Annotated in this window: 15 protein-coding genes and 1 pseudogene; 10 read left to right on the forward strand and 6 right to left on the reverse strand. The window is 73.8% G+C overall.

What is annotated here, in order from left to right; all coding sequences use genetic code 11:
- Positions 1–123: 123 nt before the first annotated feature.
- From ACWGIS_RS20250 to ACWGIS_RS20260, 3 genes are read left to right on the forward strand one after another with little or no spacing between them, the layout of a single operon-like run.
- Entirely contained in the window at positions 124–546 is a 423-nt protein-coding gene (locus ACWGIS_RS20250) for a DUF6507 family protein (protein ID WP_453363811.1), read from the forward strand.
- Positions 543–3,110 carry a hypothetical protein gene (locus ACWGIS_RS20255; protein ID WP_453363812.1) on the forward strand — a complete coding sequence of 856 codons (2,568 nt, stop codon included), beginning with the start codon at positions 543–545 and terminating at the stop codon, positions 3,108–3,110. The genes ACWGIS_RS20250 and ACWGIS_RS20255 overlap by 4 nt, the downstream gene beginning before the upstream one ends.
- On the forward strand, positions 3,110–3,973 hold the full coding sequence (locus tag ACWGIS_RS20260) for an immunity 49 family protein (protein WP_453363813.1): 864 nt from the start codon (positions 3,110–3,112) through the stop codon (positions 3,971–3,973). The genes ACWGIS_RS20255 and ACWGIS_RS20260 overlap by 1 nt, the downstream gene beginning before the upstream one ends.
- Before the next feature lie 200 nt (positions 3,974–4,173).
- On the opposite strand, the gene ACWGIS_RS20265 is transcribed toward ACWGIS_RS20260, so the two are convergent.
- Positions 4,174–5,973 carry a bifunctional metallophosphatase/5'-nucleotidase gene (locus ACWGIS_RS20265; protein ID WP_453363814.1) on the reverse strand — a complete coding sequence of 600 codons (1,800 nt, stop codon included), beginning with the start codon at positions 5,971–5,973 and terminating at the stop codon, positions 4,174–4,176.
- A 233-nt stretch (positions 5,974–6,206) separates the two neighbouring features.
- Here ACWGIS_RS20265 and mshD point away from each other — a divergent pair, with 233 nt between their 5' ends.
- Entirely contained in the window at positions 6,207–7,133 is a 927-nt protein-coding gene (mshD, locus tag ACWGIS_RS20270; protein ID WP_453363815.1) for a mycothiol synthase, read from the forward strand.
- Positions 7,134–7,225: 92 nt separating this feature from the next.
- On the opposite strand, the gene ACWGIS_RS20275 is transcribed toward mshD, so the two are convergent.
- Genes ACWGIS_RS20275 through ACWGIS_RS20295 form a run of 5 tightly spaced genes read right to left on the reverse strand, consistent with a single transcriptional unit; the run spans position 7,226 to position 11,688 of the window.
- Positions 7,226–7,879 (reverse strand): ABC transporter, encoded by a 654-nt coding sequence (locus tag ACWGIS_RS20275; protein WP_453363844.1) that lies wholly within the window; start codon positions 7,877–7,879, stop codon positions 7,226–7,228.
- Complete coding sequence (locus ACWGIS_RS20280; RefSeq protein ID WP_453363816.1) at positions 7,876–9,420, reverse strand: ABC transporter permease; 1,545 nt, start codon at positions 9,418–9,420, stop codon at positions 7,876–7,878. Before ACWGIS_RS20280 ends, ACWGIS_RS20275 begins: the two co-directional genes overlap by 4 nt.
- Positions 9,417–10,298 carry an ABC transporter ATP-binding protein gene (locus tag ACWGIS_RS20285; RefSeq protein WP_453363817.1) on the reverse strand — a complete coding sequence of 294 codons (882 nt, stop codon included), beginning with the start codon at positions 10,296–10,298 and terminating at the stop codon, positions 9,417–9,419. Before ACWGIS_RS20285 ends, ACWGIS_RS20280 begins: the two co-directional genes overlap by 4 nt.
- On the reverse strand, positions 10,295–11,149 hold the full coding sequence (locus ACWGIS_RS20290; protein ID WP_453363818.1) for a zf-HC2 domain-containing protein: 855 nt from the start codon (positions 11,147–11,149) through the stop codon (positions 10,295–10,297). Before ACWGIS_RS20290 ends, ACWGIS_RS20285 begins: the two co-directional genes overlap by 4 nt.
- Complete coding sequence (locus ACWGIS_RS20295) at positions 11,146–11,688, reverse strand: RNA polymerase sigma factor (RefSeq protein WP_453363819.1); 543 nt, start codon at positions 11,686–11,688, stop codon at positions 11,146–11,148. Before ACWGIS_RS20295 ends, ACWGIS_RS20290 begins: the two co-directional genes overlap by 4 nt.
- Positions 11,689–11,855: 167 nt before the next feature.
- On the opposite strand from ACWGIS_RS20295, the gene ACWGIS_RS20300 reads away from it, so the two are divergent.
- The 6 genes and pseudogenes from ACWGIS_RS20300 (at position 11,856) to ACWGIS_RS20325 (ending at position 18,835) form a co-directional block, all read left to right on the forward strand.
- Positions 11,856–12,272, forward strand: a complete 417-nt coding sequence (locus tag ACWGIS_RS20300) for a GntR family transcriptional regulator (protein WP_453363820.1) — start codon at positions 11,856–11,858, stop codon at positions 12,270–12,272.
- Positions 12,269–12,764, forward strand: a pseudogene (locus ACWGIS_RS20305) (ATP-binding cassette domain-containing protein); the annotation flags it as partial. The gene ACWGIS_RS20300 and the pseudogene ACWGIS_RS20305, both read left to right, overlap by 4 nt.
- 400 nt (positions 12,765–13,164) lie before the next feature.
- Positions 13,165–14,184, forward strand: a complete 1,020-nt coding sequence (locus ACWGIS_RS20310) for an ABC transporter permease (RefSeq protein ID WP_453363821.1) — start codon at positions 13,165–13,167, stop codon at positions 14,182–14,184.
- Entirely contained in the window at positions 14,181–15,140 is a 960-nt protein-coding gene (locus tag ACWGIS_RS20315) for a hypothetical protein (protein WP_453363822.1), read from the forward strand. The genes ACWGIS_RS20310 and ACWGIS_RS20315 overlap by 4 nt, the downstream gene beginning before the upstream one ends.
- A gap of 151 nt (positions 15,141–15,291) precedes the next feature.
- Positions 15,292–17,658, forward strand: coding sequence for an RNA degradosome polyphosphate kinase (locus tag ACWGIS_RS20320; RefSeq protein ID WP_453363823.1), 2,367 nt, complete (start codon positions 15,292–15,294; stop codon positions 17,656–17,658).
- Positions 17,639–18,835, forward strand: coding sequence for a CHAD domain-containing protein (locus ACWGIS_RS20325; protein ID WP_453363824.1), 1,197 nt, complete (start codon positions 17,639–17,641; stop codon positions 18,833–18,835). The genes ACWGIS_RS20320 and ACWGIS_RS20325 overlap by 20 nt, the downstream gene beginning before the upstream one ends.
- Positions 18,836–18,878: the final 43 nt, after the last annotated feature.

Below are 18,878 nucleotides of genomic sequence, written 5' to 3' on the forward strand. Positions count from 1 at the left end.
CCCCAACTGCTTCCATGGGGAACTGCGTTGCCGCCGCATGCGTCTCTTTGGTACGAATGATCGGCCATTGCCGAGACAACGTGTCTGATGAACGTGACTGTCAAAGGCTTTACGGGGGCTGGAATGACAGCTTGGGACATCGATCCCGTCGGCGTGCAGGCCACGCTGACGACGACGGGCGAGGCGGGCGGGGACCTGGAGAAGGCCGCCACCTCGCTGGTGACGAACATGGCGAGCGCGGCGTCCTCGGCGGGGACGGCCGTACCGGGCGGGCAGTTCAGCGGGCCGATGATCGGCCCGGTGCCGGCCGGGACCCCGCGCGTACCGGTCGGCCCGGTCGCCGCCGCGCTGAGCCAGTACCTGGAGGAGCGGCAGAAGAAGCTCGCCTACATGGCGCAGCGGACCGTGAACTCCCTGAAGGGCGCGGTGGAGGCGACCAACGCCTACAACCAGGGTGACCTGGACATGGCCGCCGAAGCACAGGCGGCGGCCCTCAAGGAACCGAAGATCGACCTGCCGGGCGCTCCCGCGGGCGGTGCCAAGTGAGCGACCAGACGGCACTGAACCCGGCGGAGATACCGAAGTTCACCGGCAACCTGGAGCAGCTGGAGAAGGACGTCTCCGCGCTGAGCACGGACGCGTTCAACCTGTGGGACGCCGGATCGCAGATCGACACCCGCTTCAAGGGGCTGTCCGCCTACTACGAGGCGCCCGAGGCGGAGAAGCTGTTCGCCACCACCGCCCCGGTGGCCAAGGCGGGCGACGAGCTGTGCACCGAGGTGGGCACGGTCGCCTCGGCGCTGAGCGCCTACGCGTCGGAGATCCGGCCCCTCGTTGCCAAGTTCGAGAGCCTGCGCCATGACGCGGCGGCCTTCGCGAGCAGCATCGCGGACGACGACGACTGGCGCGAGGACGCCGACCTGGTCGACGAGAACAACGCCCGGCGCAACGAGGTCAACGCGGCCTGGGCGGCCTTCCAGGCGGCGGAGCGCACCTGCTACGGCAAGATCGTCGCCCTGATCGGCGGGGCCCCGCTCACCGTGAACGACGGGTCCAACAAAGAGGGCATGTACGGCTACCGGGCCGAGGACCTGAACAACGCCCAGGGCCTGCCGTGGGGCGACCCGGTCGAGGAGTCCACGCCCTGGTACCAGATCCACGAGCACCTGTGGGACTTCACCAAGGGCTTCTTCGTCGACGGCGTGTGGGGCACGATCAAGGGCCTCGGCACGCTCGTCGGCTTCGACGGCTGGGACGCGGCGGGCCAGGCCTGGACCGGCCTGGGCAAGCTGCTGACCGGCCTGGTCATCACCGGCATGCCGATCGTCGGCACCGCCTACTGGCTGGTCCCGGACGACAAGCTGCCGTCCTGGCTGCGCGACTCGCGCACCGCCGTCGTGGAGACGGGCAAGGCCCTGATCGCGTACGACGAGTGGGGCAAGAACCCCTCGCGCGCGGCCGGTGCGGTCACCTTCAACGTCCTCACCACGATCTTCACCGGCGGTACGGGCACGGCCGCGAAGACCGGCGCCATCGCCAAGGCCATCTCCTTCGCCGGCAAGGCGGGCCGCATCGTCGACCCGATGACGTACGTCGCGAAGGGCGTCGGCGTCGGCATCACCCGTCTCGGCGACGTGATGGCGAGCCTCAAGGCCGTCACCAACGGCACGTACATCAAGCTCGCCGACAGCACTTTCAAGATCACCGACCAGCCGCTGAAGACCGACGTGCTGCCCGCGGGCCTCACCCCCGAGAACACGGTCCGCATGGAGACCCCGAAGGGCGAGGTCGTCTACCTCGACACCAAGACGCTGGTGATGCACAACGCGGACGGCACCGTGCGGGAGTCCCTGGCGGACATCGCGCACGAGAGCACGGCCGCCGAGCGCGCCACCTCCGAGCACGGGGCGACCCCCGGCCGGGACGGCGAGCTGGTCGGCGTCGGCGCGCACACCGCCGACACGGCCGGCACGGTCGGACGGGGCGGCGACCCGGTCGGCACCGGCGGCACCGGCTCCCACCTGCCGGGCGGCCACGGCACCGACACCCTGCCGCCGCGCAACGGCGGCACGGGCGGCACCGGCACGGGCGGCACCGGCGGGTTCGACGGCCTGGACGACCTGGGCCGCGGCGGCGACGACGGCCTCGGCGGCGGCAGCCACGCGGACGACACCGCCGGACCCACCGGCGGCGACCACACCCCCGGGGACCCCCAGGGCGGGCGCCCGGCGGAGGGCACCCCGCGCGAGATCATGCAGCGCCACGTCGACCTCGCCAACAACGACCCGTCGTGGTTCAAGGATCACTACCGGTCCAACGGCTACCGCCGGTTCGCCGACGAGGAGGTGTTCGGCCAGCGGCTGCCCACCCTGGTGCCCGACCCCGCCAACCCCGGCAAGTGGATCTCCAAGAGCGACCTGCCGCCGGCGACCCCGGCGAAGTACCTCGACCCGAAGCCCGCGGTAGGCACGCGGGTCGACGTCCCGAAGGACACCCTGGAGCAGCTCGACAAGTGGGCCGAGGCGCGCCAGTCGGCGATCGATGCCGACAACATCGCCGAAACGGACCTCAAGCACGCCGAGGAGGCCTACAAGGCCCATCCCACCGCGGAGTTGGACGCGGCCAGGGACGCGGCCGAGACCGCGCACTCACCACTGCACGGCCAGATGCTCAGGCAGAGCGAGATGTTCGGCGAGAACGTCGCGGAAACGCACGCGATCCCCGAGCACTACAAGAACGCGACCCGGGTGGACAACGGCGCGCTCGGCAACAACCGCTTCGACCAGGTCTACCGGACGCAGGACGGCCGATACGTCGTCGTGGAGGCGAAGGGCTCGCTCAAGGCCGGCCTCGGTGACCGGACGAGCTACCTGGGCAACCGGGTCCAGCAGGGCACCAGGGAGTACTTCGAGACGATTCTCCGGGAGATGGAGAAGCGCTCCCTGAGGACACGGGACGTCGCCGAGAAGGACCTGGCGAAAAGCCTGCGCGAGGCCCTCGCCGCAGGAAAAGTAGAGTATGTGGTGGTCAAGGCCGACGCCGCGCCGGGCGGCAAGTACGCCGGCTACGAGATGAAGAAGTTCGACCTCAGCGAAACCAGGAGCCCATGATGCCCGAGCGCGTTGTCCGCGAGGAATTGCCTTCGTCCGGGGATCCGACCGAGTTCATCGCGAGCGTCGACCGCGACCTGATCGAATCCGTCGAGTCGCTCTCGGACTCCCCCGAGATGTTCGGGCTGACCTTCAGCAGTGTGCTGAGCACGGCGAACCTGCACTGCCTGCACGACCCCACCGCCAACACCTCCGAGACGTGGGAGGCGTGGGTCGCGGCGACGCAGGTCGGCTCCGCGCTGTTCGCGGCGGCCACCACCGACGCGGACACCGTCGAGTGCGTCATCGCGCACAAGACGCGGACGATCCCGGCAACCGGCCCGCGGCACTTCACCGACGCGGGCAACTGGATCACCGCGTTCTGGCTGGCGGTCGTCTGCCGCGACCAGGACCGCATGACCCGGCTCGCCGGGGTGCCGATCGACGTGCTGCGGGCGTCCGGCGCGGTCTACGACGACTACGTCTACGACTGGGTGGACGCGCTCCAGACGTACTGGACGGAGCGGCCGGGGCTCGGCGACAAGTTCTCCGCCGCCTTCCGCGGCACCGACCCGGACGTCCTCCGGGTCGCCGACCGGGAGCTGATGCTGCAGATCCTCTACCCGCCGCTGAACCTGTTCCTTCAGTTCCTCAAGCGGGACACGGAGCAGTTCAACGAGGGGCTGGCGCAGGCGCTGCGGCTGCACAAGGCGTACTGGACCAAGGACGAGGACCGCAGGATGACCACCGACGGCGCGGTCGCTCTGGGCCCGCTGGCCGTGGCCTGCCTCGCCCTGGACGTCGGCATGCCGGTCGAGGTCGAGTCCGAGTACCTGCCCGAGCACCTGCTCCGGCGCAGCTGGCTCGGGGAGTTCCCCACCTGAGGAATCCCGGCGGCCCGGCCCCGGCGTGAATGCGGGGCCGGCGCGTTCCGGGGCATTCCGGAAACGGCGCGTCGACCGCCGGGAATGCACGGCGGCTTCCCGCACGAATGCGGCGGGGATTGCGACGGGAAATGAAGAGGGGGCCCGCATTTCGCGGGCCCCCTTTTCCGTCGGCCCGCGCGGTGCGGGCCTCCGGTGTGCTACTTCACGACCGTGATCCGGTCCGCCTTCGGCACCGGGTACGGCGCCGCGGCCGAGGAGTTGGCGGTCAGGTACGCCTCGAACGCGGCCAGGTCGTCGCCGCCGACCAGCACGTTGCCGCCCTTGCCCAGCTCGGTGAAGCCGTCGCCGCCGCCCGCGAGGAACGAGTTCATCGCGACGCGGTAGGTGGCGTTCGGGTCGATCGCCGCACCGTTCAGGCGGATCGAGTCCGCGACCACCCGGGCGGCGCCCGTCTTGGTCAGGTCCAGCGTGTAGGTGAGGCCCGAGGAGATCTGGAGGACCTTCGGGGCGGCCTCGTTCGCGCCGCTGACCTGCTGCTGGAGCCCGGTGACGAGCTGCGAGCCCTTGAGGTCGACCAGGTTCACCGTGTTGGCGAACGGCTGGACGGTGTACGCCTCGCCGTACGTCACCACGCCGTCGCCCTCGCCCGCGCTGGACGCGTAGGTGAGGCCGGCCCGGATGCCGCCCGGGTTCATCAGCGCGACGTCGGCCTCGGGGTCGACGGACTTGGCGTACGCGAGCTGCGCGTCGGCGATCATGTCGCCGAGCGGGGACTCGGTGCCCGCGTTCGGGATCTCACCGGCGATGTAGCCGATCGGGCGCGAGGCGACCGGGGCGGCCAGGGTCTTCCACTTCGTGATCAGCCCGGTCATGTCCGCGGCCTTCGCCACGTCACGGGTGACCACGTGGTTCGCGGACTTCACCGCGGTGCGCGCGATGTCGCCCGTCCAGCGGTCGTAGGTCAGCGTGGTGTCCGTGTAGAGGCGGCCGAAGGACGCGGCCGAGGTGACCATGCGCGGGTTGCCCGCCGGGTCCGGGATGGTGCAGGCGTAGGCCTGGTGGGTGTGGCCGGTGACCAGCGCGTCGACGGCCGGGGTGACGTGCTTGGCGATGTCGACGATCGGTCCGGAGATGCCGTCGCCGGCGCCCGGGCTGTCGCAGTCGTAGTTGTACGCCGCCGAGGCGGGCGCGCCGCCCTCGTGGATCAGCGCGACGATCGAGTTGACACCCTGGGCGCGGAGCACCTTGGCGTACTTGTTGATCGTCTCGACCTCGTCGCCGAACTTCAGGCCCTTGACGCCCTCGGCGGACACGATGTTCGCGGTGCCCTCCAGGGTCACGCCGATGAAGCCGACCTTGACGCCGTTCTTCTTCCAGACCCAGTAGGGCTTGAGGAGCGGCTTGCCGGTGGTCTCCTTGGTGACGTTCGCCGCCAGGTAGGGGAAGTCGGCGCCCGCGAACTCCTCGCTGTCGTCGTAGCAGCCGTCCTTCGGGTGGCAGCCGCCGTTCTGCAGGCGGGCCAGCTCCGCGGCGCCCTCGTCGAACTCGTGGTTGCCGACGCTCGTGACGTCCAGGTCGAGCTTGTTCAGCGCGTCGATCGTGGGCTCGTCGTGGAAGAGACCCGAGATCAGCGGCGAGGCGCCGACCATGTCACCGGCGGCGGCCGTGATCGAGTACGGGTTGCCCGTGCGGGCCTGGCGCAGGTGCGTGGCGAGGTACTCGACCCCGCCCGCGTCGATGGTCCTGGTGGTGCCGTCCTCGTTCAGGTGCGTGACCCGGCCGGAGGAGCCGGTCGGCGGCTCCAGGTTGCCGTGCAGGTCGTTGAAGGACAGCAGCTGTACGTCCTGGTAGCGGCCGCTGCCCGCGTGGTGGCCGGCGGTCGAGGTGTCCGGGCCGGCGCTCGCGGGCATCGCGGCGGCCAGCGCACCGACGGTGGCGAGGCCTGCGGCGGCGGCGAGTATGCGACGGGTGCGTCTGTGCCGGGGCGTCGGCAGCATGGTTCCCCCTGTGGGAGCGTCGTACGGCTGTGGCTTGGGCGCAGCCTAGAATCAACGCGCGTAGCGCAACAGGGGGTTCGGGTTACGGACTGATTGCCATCGGCCCACGCCTGCCCGAATCGCGCTCTTTGCGAGGGGTGCGCGGAGCCGCCCGCCCGCCGGTGCGCCGCCACGCGGGACCCGGCCGCGCCCGGCTCCTTGTCCGGAAATCTTCGCGCCGTACCCTCGTATCCATGACCAGCGACGACACCGCACCCGCCGCCTTCTCCCGCTCCATCGAGACCTGTGCGCAGCTCTCCCCCGAACAGGCGGGGGCCGTGCTCGACCTGCTCGCCGAGGCCGCGCGGACCGACGGCCAGCAGGCGGTGTCCGAGCAGGGGCGGCTGCAACTGGGCGGCGGCGAGCGCGAGGGCGTACGGCACCTGCTGCTGACGGTGGGCGAGACCCTCGTCGGATACGCGCAGTTGGAGGACACCGACCCGGTGGAGGCACCGGCCGCCGAGCTGGTCGTGCACCCCTCCCACCGCGGACGCGGGCACGGGCGGGCGCTCGGCACCGCGCTGCTCGCGGCCTCGGGCAAGCGCCTGCGGGTGTGGGCGCACGGCGCGCACTCGGCCGCACGGCACCTCGCGCAGGTGCTCGGGCTGACCCTGTTCCGCGAACTGCGTCAGATGCGGCGGCCGTTGACCGGCCTGGAGCTGCCCGAGCCGGTGCTCCCGGCCGGGGTCACCGTCCGCACCTTCGTGCCCGGCGAGGACGACGCGGCGTGGCTCGCGGCCAACGCCGACGCTTTCGCCCACCACCCCGAGCAGGGCTCCCTCACCCAGCGGGACCTGGACGACCGGACGGCGCAGCCCTGGTTCGACCCGGCGGGCTTCTTCCTCGCCTTCCGCGACGGCGAACTGGCCGGTTTCCACTGGACGAAGGTGCACGCGGAGGAGCGGCTGGGCGAGGTGTACGTCGTCGGGGTGCGCCCCGGCGCGCAGGGCGGCGGCCTCGGCAAGGCCCTGACGGCGATCGGCCTCCGCCATCTGGCCGCGCAGGGCCTGCCGACCGCCATGCTCTACGTGGACGCGGACAACAAGGCCGCGGTGACCGTGTACGAGCGGCTGGGGTTCACGGTCCACGAGGCGGACCTGATGTACCGCACGGAGTCCTGAGCCGGGCCCGCCCCGGCCGGAGTCATCCGGCCGGGGCGGGTGCCCGGCGGGCCGGAGTCATCCGGCCGGGACGGGTGCCCGGCGGGCCGGAGTCATCCGGCCGGGACGGGTGCCCGGCGGCCGGACGCGGGACGCCGGCGCGGGGGTTCGCGCGTCCAGGCGGCGCAGGCCGCGGCCCCGGCGGCGAGGAGCAGTGCCCACTGGTGGTGCGCCGCGGCCCACCGGTCGTCGTCCACGCCGACGAACGGGGTCCACCCGTCCGGGATCAGCAGCGGTGCCGCGACCGCCGCGATCAGGAACGTCACGGCCGCTCCGGTGCCCGGCTCGGCCCGGTCGGAGAAGCGCACGCCCGCCGCGGCGACGGCCAGCGCGAGGACGGCCGCGGCGGCGGCCTCCAGGGTGAGGGCGCCGACGGGCGGGCGGCCCGCCTCGGGCACGAGGGCGAGGGCCGCCGCCCACCAGAGCGCGGCGAACGGCGCCACGAGGGCCACGCGCAGGCCGGTGCGCAGCGGGCGCCCCGCCGGGACGGCCGCCGTGGTGTGCCGGGCGGGGTCGTCCAGGAGGAACGCCAGCCCGAGGGCGAAGGCCAGCGCCGCCGCCCGCAGGAGCATCAGGCACAGCCACGGGTCGGGCCGGCCGGGAAGCGTGCGGGGCAGGCCCGCGAGCAGCAGTCCGAGGGCTCCGCCCGCCGCCAGCGCCCCCAGCGGCAGGGTCCGCGTGACGGGCCGCACCAGGGCCCGGGTCATCCCCGGCACGTGTCGGCTCCCTTCGGCACCGGCACGTCCAGCAGCTCGGCCGCGCGTGCCGTGGTCGTCTTCGGCGAGGTCAGTTCCGCCCAGTGGGCCTTCACCTTGGCGGTGACGGCGTAGCGGGGCTTCTCCAGCAGTGCGCGGACGACGTCAGTCTGCTGGGCGGTCAGGGAGAGCGGGTTCGTCGGGGTGAGCACGATGCCGGAGCCGCTGACGGAGTCGTCCAGGCGCACGTGCCGGAAGGCGGACATCGGGTCGGGCCCGGCGCCGAGCGCGAGCCACATCACGGTCACCTTGCGGGCGTCGCACGCCTCGCCCAGGGCGTACTCGTCGCCCGCCACCAGGACCGAGGCGACGCCGACCGCGAACTCGGGCACCCGGTTGCCGCCCCAGCGCGTGCCGACGGTCACCCGGCCGGGGGTACGGGACGGCTGCAGCGCGGCGTCGCCGTTCAGGCCGTGCCGTGCGTCGACGCGCTGGCGCACGGTCAGCCGGGTGCCTCCGGCGCCGCCGCCGGCGAGGGACCGCACGCGCCCGACGACCTCGGCCCACTCGTCGGTCCGGCCGGACCACTCGGGGTAGGCGCAGTACGCGTCGTTGCCCTGGGTGCGGCAGGACTGCACCTTCTCCGGGGCGGTGGACGCCTTCTCGCGGGCGGCGGCCAGCCCGGCCGGCTCGCCGGACGACTGTCCCGCCACGCCGGCGCCGGTGGCGGCGAGCGCGGCGACGGTCACCGCGGCGACCAGCCGGGTCCGGCCGCCGGAGACGAGGACCGCCGTGCAGGCCAGGGTCAGGGCGAGTCCGGCCAGGTACAGGGCGTGCCAGGCGGCGGGGCGGCCCAGCAGGTCCGAGGGGAAGGGTTCCGTGCCGGCCTCGTCGACGACGGGCCACAGCCAGCGCTGCCAGTCGGCGTCCTCCATCCCGGCGGCCACCAGGGTGGCGAGGACCAGCCCGGTGACCACGAGGAGCGGCGCGGCGAACGCGGAGGGGACCAGGCGGGCCATCAGCACGCCGAGGACCCCGGCGAGCAGGACGACCAGCGGCCCGACGGCCAGTTCGGCGGGCGAGCCGTGGCCCGCCGCGCCGGGCTTGAGAGCCGTCCAGGTGAAGTCGAGGGCGACGACCAGCGCGGTGAGCGCGGCGACCGGGACGGCCGACAGCGCGTGCGCGGCCGTGCGCCGCCAGGGCTCCACGACCAGCACGTCGAAGGCCTGGTCGGTGCCGCGCCGCCGGGAGCGCAGGGTCGCGCGATTGGTGCCGAGGAGTACGGCGACGGCGACGAGCAGGGGACGGTCCTGGGTGGCCCGGTCGGCGTCCTGGAGGACCGGGAAGTCGTCCATGGGCTCACCGCCGCCCCACAACTGCCAGCAGGTGTAGGCGACGTACAGGGCGAACAGGCCGAAGACCGGTATCTGGAGCAGCAGTTCGCGGGACTCGAAGCGGGCCAGCGCGAGCACGGCCGCCACGCGGGTCCGCCGGCCGGGGCGGGCGGCGGGAGCGGTCCCCGCGGGGGCCGGGTCCAGGACGGTGGCGCTCATGCCGCCACCTCCGCGGGCTCGCCGTCGAGGGTGAGCAAGTAGCCGTCCTCCAGAGTCGGTTCGAGCAGTTCCGCGCCGGGCGGCGGGTCGCCGACGTTGCGGAAGGTGCCGGTGCCGGTGCGCCAGCCGGCCTTCGCGTGGGGCGCGCGTTCCGTGCCGCTCCACACCCGGCCGGCCGCGCGGGCGGTCAGCTCGGCGGGGGTGCCCTCGAAGCGGATCCGGCCGCGGGCCATGACGATCACCCGCCGGCAGAGCATGGCCACGTCCTCGGTCTGGTGGGTGGAGAGCAGCACCGTGCGGCCCTCCCCCGCCCGGGCGATCAGTTCCCGGAAGCGCATCCGCTGCTCGGGGTCGAGCCCGACGGTCGGCTCGTCCAGGACGAGGAAGCCGGGGTCGCCGACGAGGGCGGCGGCGAGGGCGACGCGCTGCCGCATCCCGCCGGACAGCTTCTTGATGCGCCGGCCGCGGACGTCGGAGAGGCCGACGGCGTCGAGCACCCGCCGCACCTCGGCGTGGCGGGCGGCGCGGTCCGTCAGTTCCTTCAGGATCGCCACGTAGTCGACGAACTCGAAGGCGCTGAAGTCCGGGTGGAAGCCGGGGGTCTGCGGCAGGTAGCCGAGCGTGCGGCGCACGTCCTGCCGGCCGGCGGTCGTGCCGGGGTCGCGGCCGAGCACCGTGAAGGAGCCGCGGTCGGCGGGCAGGGCGGTCGCGAGCACCCGCAGCAGCGTGGTCTTGCCGGCGCCGTTGGGCCCCAGCAGGCCGGTGACGCCGTCCGTGAGCCGCAGCGACACGTCGTCGAGGGCGTGGGTGCTGCCGTAGCTCAGGGTCAGCCCGGCGGCCGAGACGGTGGGGGCGCCCCCTGGGAAGGCGGAGGTCATGCGGCACTCCTGTGGGTCGTGGCGGTGGATGAGTCGAAGCGGTCGCGGACGGCGTACAGCAGTCCGGCGGCGAGCAGGGCGACAGCGGCGGAGACGCCCTGGCCGGCCGCGGTGAACGGCGCGAGGATTCCCTCGGTCCTGCTCTCGGCGAGCAGCAGGAGCCCGGTCCACGCGCCGCCGACGAGGGCGGGCGCGGTGACCGGACCGAGCCGGGGGGTCAGCGCGAGGGCGAGGCCGGTGAGGGCGAGCGCGGGCAGCAGCCAGGCCACCGCGCGCAGGCCATACGAGGGCAGCGCGAGCGAGGCCAGGCCGTTGAGCGCCGTCCCGGTGGCCAGGACGGCGACCGTACGGATCATCAGCAGCCGGAACCCGTGGGTCGGTGCGACGACGGCCATCTCGTACGTCGGGTCGAGGGCCGGCCCGTAGGACAGGGCGACCCCGGCGAGCGGGAGCAGCGGCGCGAGGGCGAGGAACAGGGTGGGCGACTGCCCGCTGCGCAGGGCGGACGCCGCGGCGAGGGTCGTCATCAGGACGGCGACGACGGCGACGAGCCAGGCCCGGCGCAGCACGGGGGTGGCGGCGAGCAGGCGGGCCGTGTGGTCGGCGACGCCGATCCGCACCAGCAGGGACTCGGCGAGTCCGGGCCGCGGGGCGTCGAGTTCGGCGTCCAGCCGGGCCCATCCCTCGTCCAGCGCCACGGGGTCGGTGACCTCGGCCAGCGCCTCGCGGCACCGGGCGCACGCGGCGAGGTGGGCGTCGGCGGACCACAGCCGGGGAGGCGTCAGCTCACCGCCCGCGTAGGCCCGCAGGTCGTCCCCCGGCACGTGCCAGGTGGTGTCGTTTCCGCTCATGCCAGCGCCTCCCGCAGCTGCTTGCGGGCGCGTGAGGCCCGTGTCTTGACCGTGCCGGGCGGAATGCCGAGCAGGACGGCCGCCTCCCGGGTCGTGAGGCCGTCGACCACGGTGGCCTGGAGGACCGCCCGCAGTTCCGGCGAGAGCCGGGTCAGCGCGCCGGCCAGGTCGCCGTGCTCGACGCCCGCGAGGACCCGCTCCTCGGCGGAGTCCTCGTTCCGGTGGCGCAGCCGGCCCAGTGCCTGGCGCAGCCGCCCGCGCGCGCCGTCGCCGCGCAGGGTGTCGATGAGCCGGCGCGAGCCGACGCGCCACAGCCAGCCGGCCGCGTCCCCCTCCTCGCGGTAGCGGGCGGTGCCGCGCCACACGGCGAGGAACGTCTCCTGCACCACGTCGTCGACCACACCCGCGTCCGCGCAGCGGCCCCGCAGCCGTGCGGTCAGCCACGGCGCGAACCGCCGGTACAGCTCCTCGAAGGCGCGCCGGTCCCCGTCCGCCGCGATGGCCCGCAGCAGCTCCCCGTCGCTTCTCGTATCCCTCACGCCCCATCATCGGACGAGCCCCCCGGATCGGTTCACGACGGGTTCGACGGATTTCCACGGGGCGGATTCCCGCAGGTCGGGCGGGGGGCGACCGTCCTCGGTTGACACCGGCGGCCCTCTTGCACCACCCTTTCACTACTCAATTAGTGAAAGGGTGGTTGGTCCGAGTGGTCGAGTACCGCATCGACCGGCGCAGCGGCGTCGCCACCTACGTGCAGATCGTCCAGCAGACCAAGCAGGCACTGCGCCTGGGACTGCTCGAACCGGGCGACCGGCTCCCCACGGCCCGCGAGGTCGTGGAGGCCACGGCGATCAATCCGAACACCGTCCTGAAGGCCTACCGCGAGCTGGAGCGCGAGGGCCTCGTCGAGGCCCGCCGGGGCCTCGGCACCTTCGTCCGCCGCTCGCTGGGCGCCGCCCCGGCGGACTCGCCGCTGCGGGCGGAGCTGGACGACTGGGCGGCCCGCGCCCGGGCGGCCGGCCTGGACCGGGACGACGTCTCGGCGCTCTTCACCGCCGTACTGGAACAGTTCACGCACACCGAGGGGGAACAGCACATGAGCACCGAGGGGGGCCGGGAATGACGGACACCGCCATCGAGGCGGCCGGACTGGGCAAACGGTTCGGCCGCCGGGGAGACTGGGCCCTGCGCGAGTGCGCGCTGCGGCTGCCCGCCGGACGCGTCTGCGCCGTCGTCGGCCCGAACGGCGCGGGCAAGTCGACGCTGCTCGCCCTCGCGGCCGGCGTCCTCGGCCCGACCGAGGGCACGCTCACCGTGCTCGGCACGGACCCGGCCGCGGCCCGCGAGCGCATCGCGTACGTCGCCCAGAACAAGCCGCTGTACCCGCAGCTCACCGTCGCCGAGACGCTTCGCCTGGGACGCGAGCTCAACCCGGCCCGCTGGGACCCCGCGGTCGCCGAACGGATCGTGACGGCCGGCGGCCTCGCCCCGAAGGCCCGGATCCGCTCGCTGTCCGGCGGCCAGCGCACCCGGGTCGCGCTCGCCTTCGCGCTCGCCAAACGGCCCGAACTGCTGCTCCTGGACGAGCCGATGGCCGACCTCGACCCGCTGGCCCGCCACGAACTGATGGGCGTCCTGCTGGCGGAGTCCGCCGAGCACGGCACCAGCGTCGTGATGTCCTCGCACGTGGTCGCCGAGCTGGAGAACTCCTGCGACCACCTGATCATGCTCGGCGGCGGCCGGGTACGGCTCGCGGGCGACCTGGACGACCTGCTCGCCGCGCACGTCCTCACCACGGGCCCGAGCCGCGACCTGGCCCCGCACACCGTCATCGAGTCCCGCACCACCGGACGGCAGCAGACCGCCCTCGTCCGGCCCCGGGGCCCGCTCACCGGCGCCGGCGAGACCACCGCGCCCTCACTGGAGGAAGTGCTGCTCGCGCACCTGCGCAGCCCCGGGGCCCCCGACCTGATCCTCACCCCGTCCCCCCACGCCAACGACCAGGAGTCCGCCGCATGACCGCCCTCGCCCCCGCCAGGACCCAGGACGGGCCCGACCCCGCCACGCCGCGCCTCGGCACCGCGCGCGCCGTGCTGCGGCTGCACCGCGCCGCCCTGTACGGGTGGACGGTCCTGGTCGCCGCCGCGGCCGGGCTGACGCTGTGGGCGTACGCCTCGCTCGCCGGACCCGCGGTCGCGGCGTACCGGCACCTGCGGGCCTGCGACTACTCCTGCGCCTACGACCAGGACGCGTACCTGGCCTTCAAGGACGCCTCCCTGTACGCGCACTACACCGTCACGTTCCTGCCGCTGGTCGTCGCGGCCTGGGCGGGCGCCGCACTCACCGCCCGCGAGCTGGAGAACGGCACCGCGCAGCTCGCCTGGGCCCAGTCGGTCTCCCCCGCCCGCTGGCTGGCGGCCAAACTCACCGTCCCGGCACTCCTCGTCGGCTCGGGGACCGCCCTCCTGGTCGTACTGCACCACCTCATGTGGGACGCCGGACAAGGGGGCAACGGCCTCGCCTGGCACGACATCCTGGTCTTCCAGGCGAACGGCCCGACCACGGTGGCGCTCTCCCTGTTCGCCCTGGCCGCGGGCGCCCTCGCCGGACTGCTGCTGCGCCGCTCCCTGGCCGCCCTCGCCGTCACCGTCGCGGCCACCGGACTCCTCTGGTACGCGCTCAACGGCTACCGCGCCTTCTTCTGGCCGCCGGTCACCCGGACCACCTCCCTCCGGCAGGGCCCCTGGTACGGCGGGCTCGCCACCGACCGCGGCGTCCTCGACTCCTCCGGAGCCCAGCTGCCCCAGCCCGGCTGCGCCCTCGCCTGGAATCCCGCCAAGGCCTGCGCCGGCACCTTCGAGCGGCTCCACCTCACCGCCTTCTACAGCGACGTGCAGCCCGCCTCCCACTACTGGCCCCTCCAGCTCACGGCGACCGCCGCCGCCCTCGCCCTCACGGCGCTCACCGCCCTGGCCGCCTTCCGGGTGCTGAAGCGGCGTACCGAGGGTGCCCGCGCCACGGAGACCGCCGGATGAGCGGGCCCGCCCCCCTGCACGGCCTGTCCTGGGCCGTGCTGCGGCTGCACCGGCCCGCCCTGCGGGTCTGGCTGGGGCTGGTCCTCGTGGTGTCCGCGGCGCTGCTGTGGGCGCACGGCCCCGGCTTCGAACAGGCCCTCGCGGAGTCCCGCTCCGACTGCCTCGTGGGGACGGACTTCTGCGACACGGTCTCCGGCCCGTGGTGGAGCCAGAACTCCTGGGCCGTCGGACTCAGCACCCTCACGATCTCCTACCTGCCCCTGCTGATCGCCGTCTGGGCGGGCGCGACCCTGACCGCGCGCGAACTGGAGAGCGGCACCGCGCAGCTCGCCTGGACCCAGTCGGTCACCCCGGCCCGCTGGCTGACCGCCAAGCTCGCCGTCCCGGCCCTGCTCGTCACCGCCGGCACCGCTCTCCTCGTGGCGCTGCACCGGTGGGTGTGGGAGGACGGCCGGGAGGTGCTCTGGAGCAGCTGGTACGACGCGGACACCTTCCGCGCCAACGGCGTCGTGACCCCCGCCTACGCCCTGTGCGGCCTGGCCCTCGGCGCCCTCGCGGGCCTGCTGACGCGCCGTGCACTCCCCGCCCTGGCCGCCTCCTTCGGCGCCCTGCTCACGGTGTACGTCCTCGGCAACGTCAACCGCGCGAGCCTGTGGCCCACCGAGACGCTCACCGGCAGGCGAGCACTCGACCCGCCCGAGAGCGTCCAGGTCCTGGAACACGGCGTGACCACCGTGGACGGCGCCCGCGTCGGCGGCGACGCCTGTACGCAGTTCGGCGACCCGGCCCGGCTCAGGCACTGCATGACGGACAAGGGCATCGCCGACTTCTGGGTCACCTACCACCCCGCATCCCATGCATCGCCGCTCCAGCTCGTGGAGTCCGGGACCGTCCTCGCGGTCGCCGCCCTCGCGGTCGCCTGGTCGTACGCCCTGCTGAGGCGCCGGACGGCCTGAGTCCCGCCCGGGTGCGTCCCCACGGGGGTGGGACGCGCCCGGGCTCCCGGGGCCCCCGACGCCGCCCCGGACGCCCGGGAGCCGCCCCCCGATAGCCCGCACGTCATGTCGCCGTAACCATCGATTCAGACGGGCTTGCGACCCTCACCGAATGAACCCCGCCGTGCCCGAGCCCTCACCTCCGCCGGAGAACGGGAAGACCGGGGGGAGCGGCCGTTTCGCCCTGACGCTCCCGCCCGCCCTCTCCGACGCGCCCGTCACGCCCCTGGCGCGGAACAATGGGTCCATGAAGCAGCCCAGCGCCCAGGCACAGGTCCAGCACCCGCAGCCCTCCGTGGGCTCCATCGCCGCGCACCGGCCCCACACCGTGGCGGCCAACGTCTCCGACCTCGAGCCGGACCTCGACGCCGACCTCGACGTGTACGAGGACACCGTGCAGGACGGGGTCCAGCTGCCCCAGGGCCGCTTCCTGGACCGGGAGCGCAGCTGGCTGGCGTTCAACGAGCGGGTGCTCGAACTCGCCGAGGACCCGAACACGCCCCTGCTGGAACGCGCGAACTTCCTGGCGATCTTCGCGAGCAACCTGGACGAGTTCTTCATGGTCCGGGTGGCGGGACTCAAGCGCCGCATCGCCACCGGCGTCGCCACCCGCTCCGCCTCCGGCCTCCAGCCCCGCGAGGTGCTGGAGATGATCTGGGCCCGCTCGCGCGAGCTCATGGCCCGGCACGCGGCCTGCTACCAGGAGGACGTCGCCCCCGCGCTGGCCGAGGAGGGCATCCACCTGGTCCGCTGGAACGAGCTGACCGAGAAGGAGCAGGCCCGCCTCTTCACGCTCTTCCGGCACCAGATCTTCCCGGTCCTGACCCCGCTGGCGGTCGACCCCGCGCACCCCTTCCCGTACATCTCGGGCCTCTCCCTGAACCTCGCGGTCGTGGTACGGAACCCGGTCAGCGGCCACCGCCACTTCGCGCGCGTCAAGGTCCCGCCGCTGCTCTCCCGCTTCCTGGAGGCCTCCCCGGACCGCTACGTCCCCATCGAGGACGTCATCGCCGCGCACCTGGAGGAGCTGTTCCCGGGCATGGAGGTCCTGGAGCACCACACCTTCCGCCTCACCCGCAACGAGGACCTGGAGGTCGAGGAGGACGACACCGAGAACCTCCTCCAGGCCCTGGAGAAGGAGCTGATGCGGCGCCGCTTCGGGCCGCCGGTGCGCCTGGAGGTCGAGGAGTCGATCGACCGGTACGTGCTCGACCTCCTCGTCCGGGAGCTGAAGATCAGCGAGGCCGAGGTGTATCCGCTGCCGGGTCCCCTGGACCTCACCGGCCTCTTCGGCATCAGCCACCTCGACCGGCCCGAGCTGAAGTACCAGAAGTTCATCGCCGGCACCCACCGCGACCTCGCGGAGGTCGAGTCGGCGTCCGCGCCCGACATCTTCGCCGCCCTGCGCGAGCGCGACGTCCTGCTGCACCACCCGTACGACTCCTTCTCCACCTCCGTGCAGGCGTTCCTGGAGCAGGCGGCCGGCGACCCGGACGTGCTGGCGATCAAGCAGACGCTGTACCGGACCTCCGGCGACTCGCCCATCGTGGACGCGCTGATAGACGCGGCCGAGTCCGGCAAGCAGGTCCTCGTCCTGGTGGAGATCAAGGCCCGCTTCGACGAGCAGGCCAACATCAAGTGGGCCCGCAAGCTGGAGGAGTCGGGCTGCCACGTGGTCTACGGGCTCGTCGGCCTCAAGACGCACTGCAAGCTCTCCCTCGTGGTCCGTCAGGAGGGCGACACGCTGCGCCGCTACTCCCACGTGGGCACCGGCAACTACCACCCGAAGACGGCCCGGCTCTACGAGGACCTCGGCCTGCTCACCGCCGACCCGCAGGTCGGCGCGGACCTCTCGGACCTCTTCAACCGGCTCTCGGGCTACTCCCGCCGGGAGACCTACCGCCGTCTGCTCGTCGCCCCCAAGTCCCTGCGCGACGGCCTGATCTCGCGGATCAACAAGGAGGTCCAGCACCACAACGCCGGACGTCCCGCCCACGTCCGCATCAAGGTCAACTCGATGGTGGACGAGGCGATCATCGACGCCCTGTACCGCGCCTCGCAGGCCGGCGTCCCCGTCGACGTGTGGGTGCGCGGCATCTGCGCCGTCCGCCCGGGCGTCACCGGCCTGTCCGAGAACATCCGCGTCCGCTCCATACTCGGGCGCTTCCTGGAACACTCCCGGGTCTTCGGCTTCGGCAACGGCGGCGAGCCCGAGGTGTGGATCGGCAGCGCCGACATGATGCACCGCAACCTCGACCGCCGTATCGAGGCGCTGGTCAGGGTCACCGACCCGGCCCACCGGGCCGCCCTGAACCGGCTGCTGGAGACCGGCATGTCCGACACGACCTCCTCCTGGCACCTGGGCCCCGACGGCGAGTGGACCCGGCACGCGACCGACGCGGACGGCCAGCCCCTGCGCAACGTCCAGGAGATGCTCATAGACGCCCGGAGGCGCCGGCGTGGCACAGCGACACCTTGACCCCACGGGCCCCACCGCGGGGCCCTCCGCAGGGCGGGCCCCGTCCGGCGGGGACCTCGAAGAGCTGCGGGGCGCACCCACCGGGGAGGCACTCGCGGGTTATCTGCGGGCCCAGGCCACGGAGTTCCTGCGCTCGCTGCGGCAGCACCGCGAGGCGGGCGGGGACGGCGGCCCCGCCGCGCGGGCCAAGCCCAGGCCCGGGGGCAACGGTTCGCAGGAGACCGTCGACGCGGCGCGCGCCCTGCGCCGCTCGGCCCGCCGCATCAGCGGCACCCTCCACACCTTCCGGCCGCTGCTCGACGCCGAGTGGTCGGAGTCCATGCGGCCCGAACTGGCCTGGCTGTCCGGCACGCTGGCCCGCGAGCACGCGTACGCGGCCCGGCTGGAGCGCCTGCTGCTGGCCCTGCACCGGCTGTCCGGGTCCGTGGCCTTCCCCACCCAGTCCGCCTCCTCCGCCGGCCGGACGGCCCCCGCCGCGGCCGGCCGGCTCGCCGCGGCGGACGGGGCGGCCGGCACGGGCCCGGCCCTGCCGGCCCCCGGGCTCCCGGACCGCGGCCACCTCACCGTGGGCGCCGCGAAGGCGGGCGCCCTGCTGGAACGGCAGCTGACCCTCGCCCGGACGCGCGCCCACTCGGCGGCCCTCCAGGCACTCGGGTCGAGCCGCTTCCACGCGGTCGCCGACAGCGTCGCCGTCCTCGCCAGCGAGGTCCCCCTCACCCCCGGCGCGGCCTCCGCCGACCTGCGCCGCCCGGCCGCCGCCGCCGAGGACCGCCTGTGCGACGCGGTCACCGCCCTGCCCCTCATCACGGCGGGCCACCCCTACAACGCCGAGGCCCTCGTGCACGGACTCTCCGCCGACACGGCGCCCCAGCCGCAGGACGCGCCCTGGCACCAGGTCCGCCTGCTGCTGCGGCTGCACCGCTACGCGCGTGAGGTGCTGCACGGCGGCGAGGGACCCCTGGACGTCCGCCTGCTGAACGCGGGCCGGGCCCTGAACCAGCACCGGGACGCGGCGGAGGCGGCCTCGGCCGCCGCGTCGGCGGCCCGCACCCCGCGCATCGCCCCGGCGACGGCGTACGCCCTCGGCGTGCTCCACGCCGACCAGCGGCACGAGGTCGAGGCGGCCAGGTTCGCGTTCCAGCAGTCCTGGCAGAAGGCCGCGGTGGGCACCGCCTGACCGCGCGATCGAGCCACGCACGGCCGGCTCCGGCCGGAGCGGG

This window comes from Streptomyces sp. NPDC054842 (assembly GCF_053611025.1).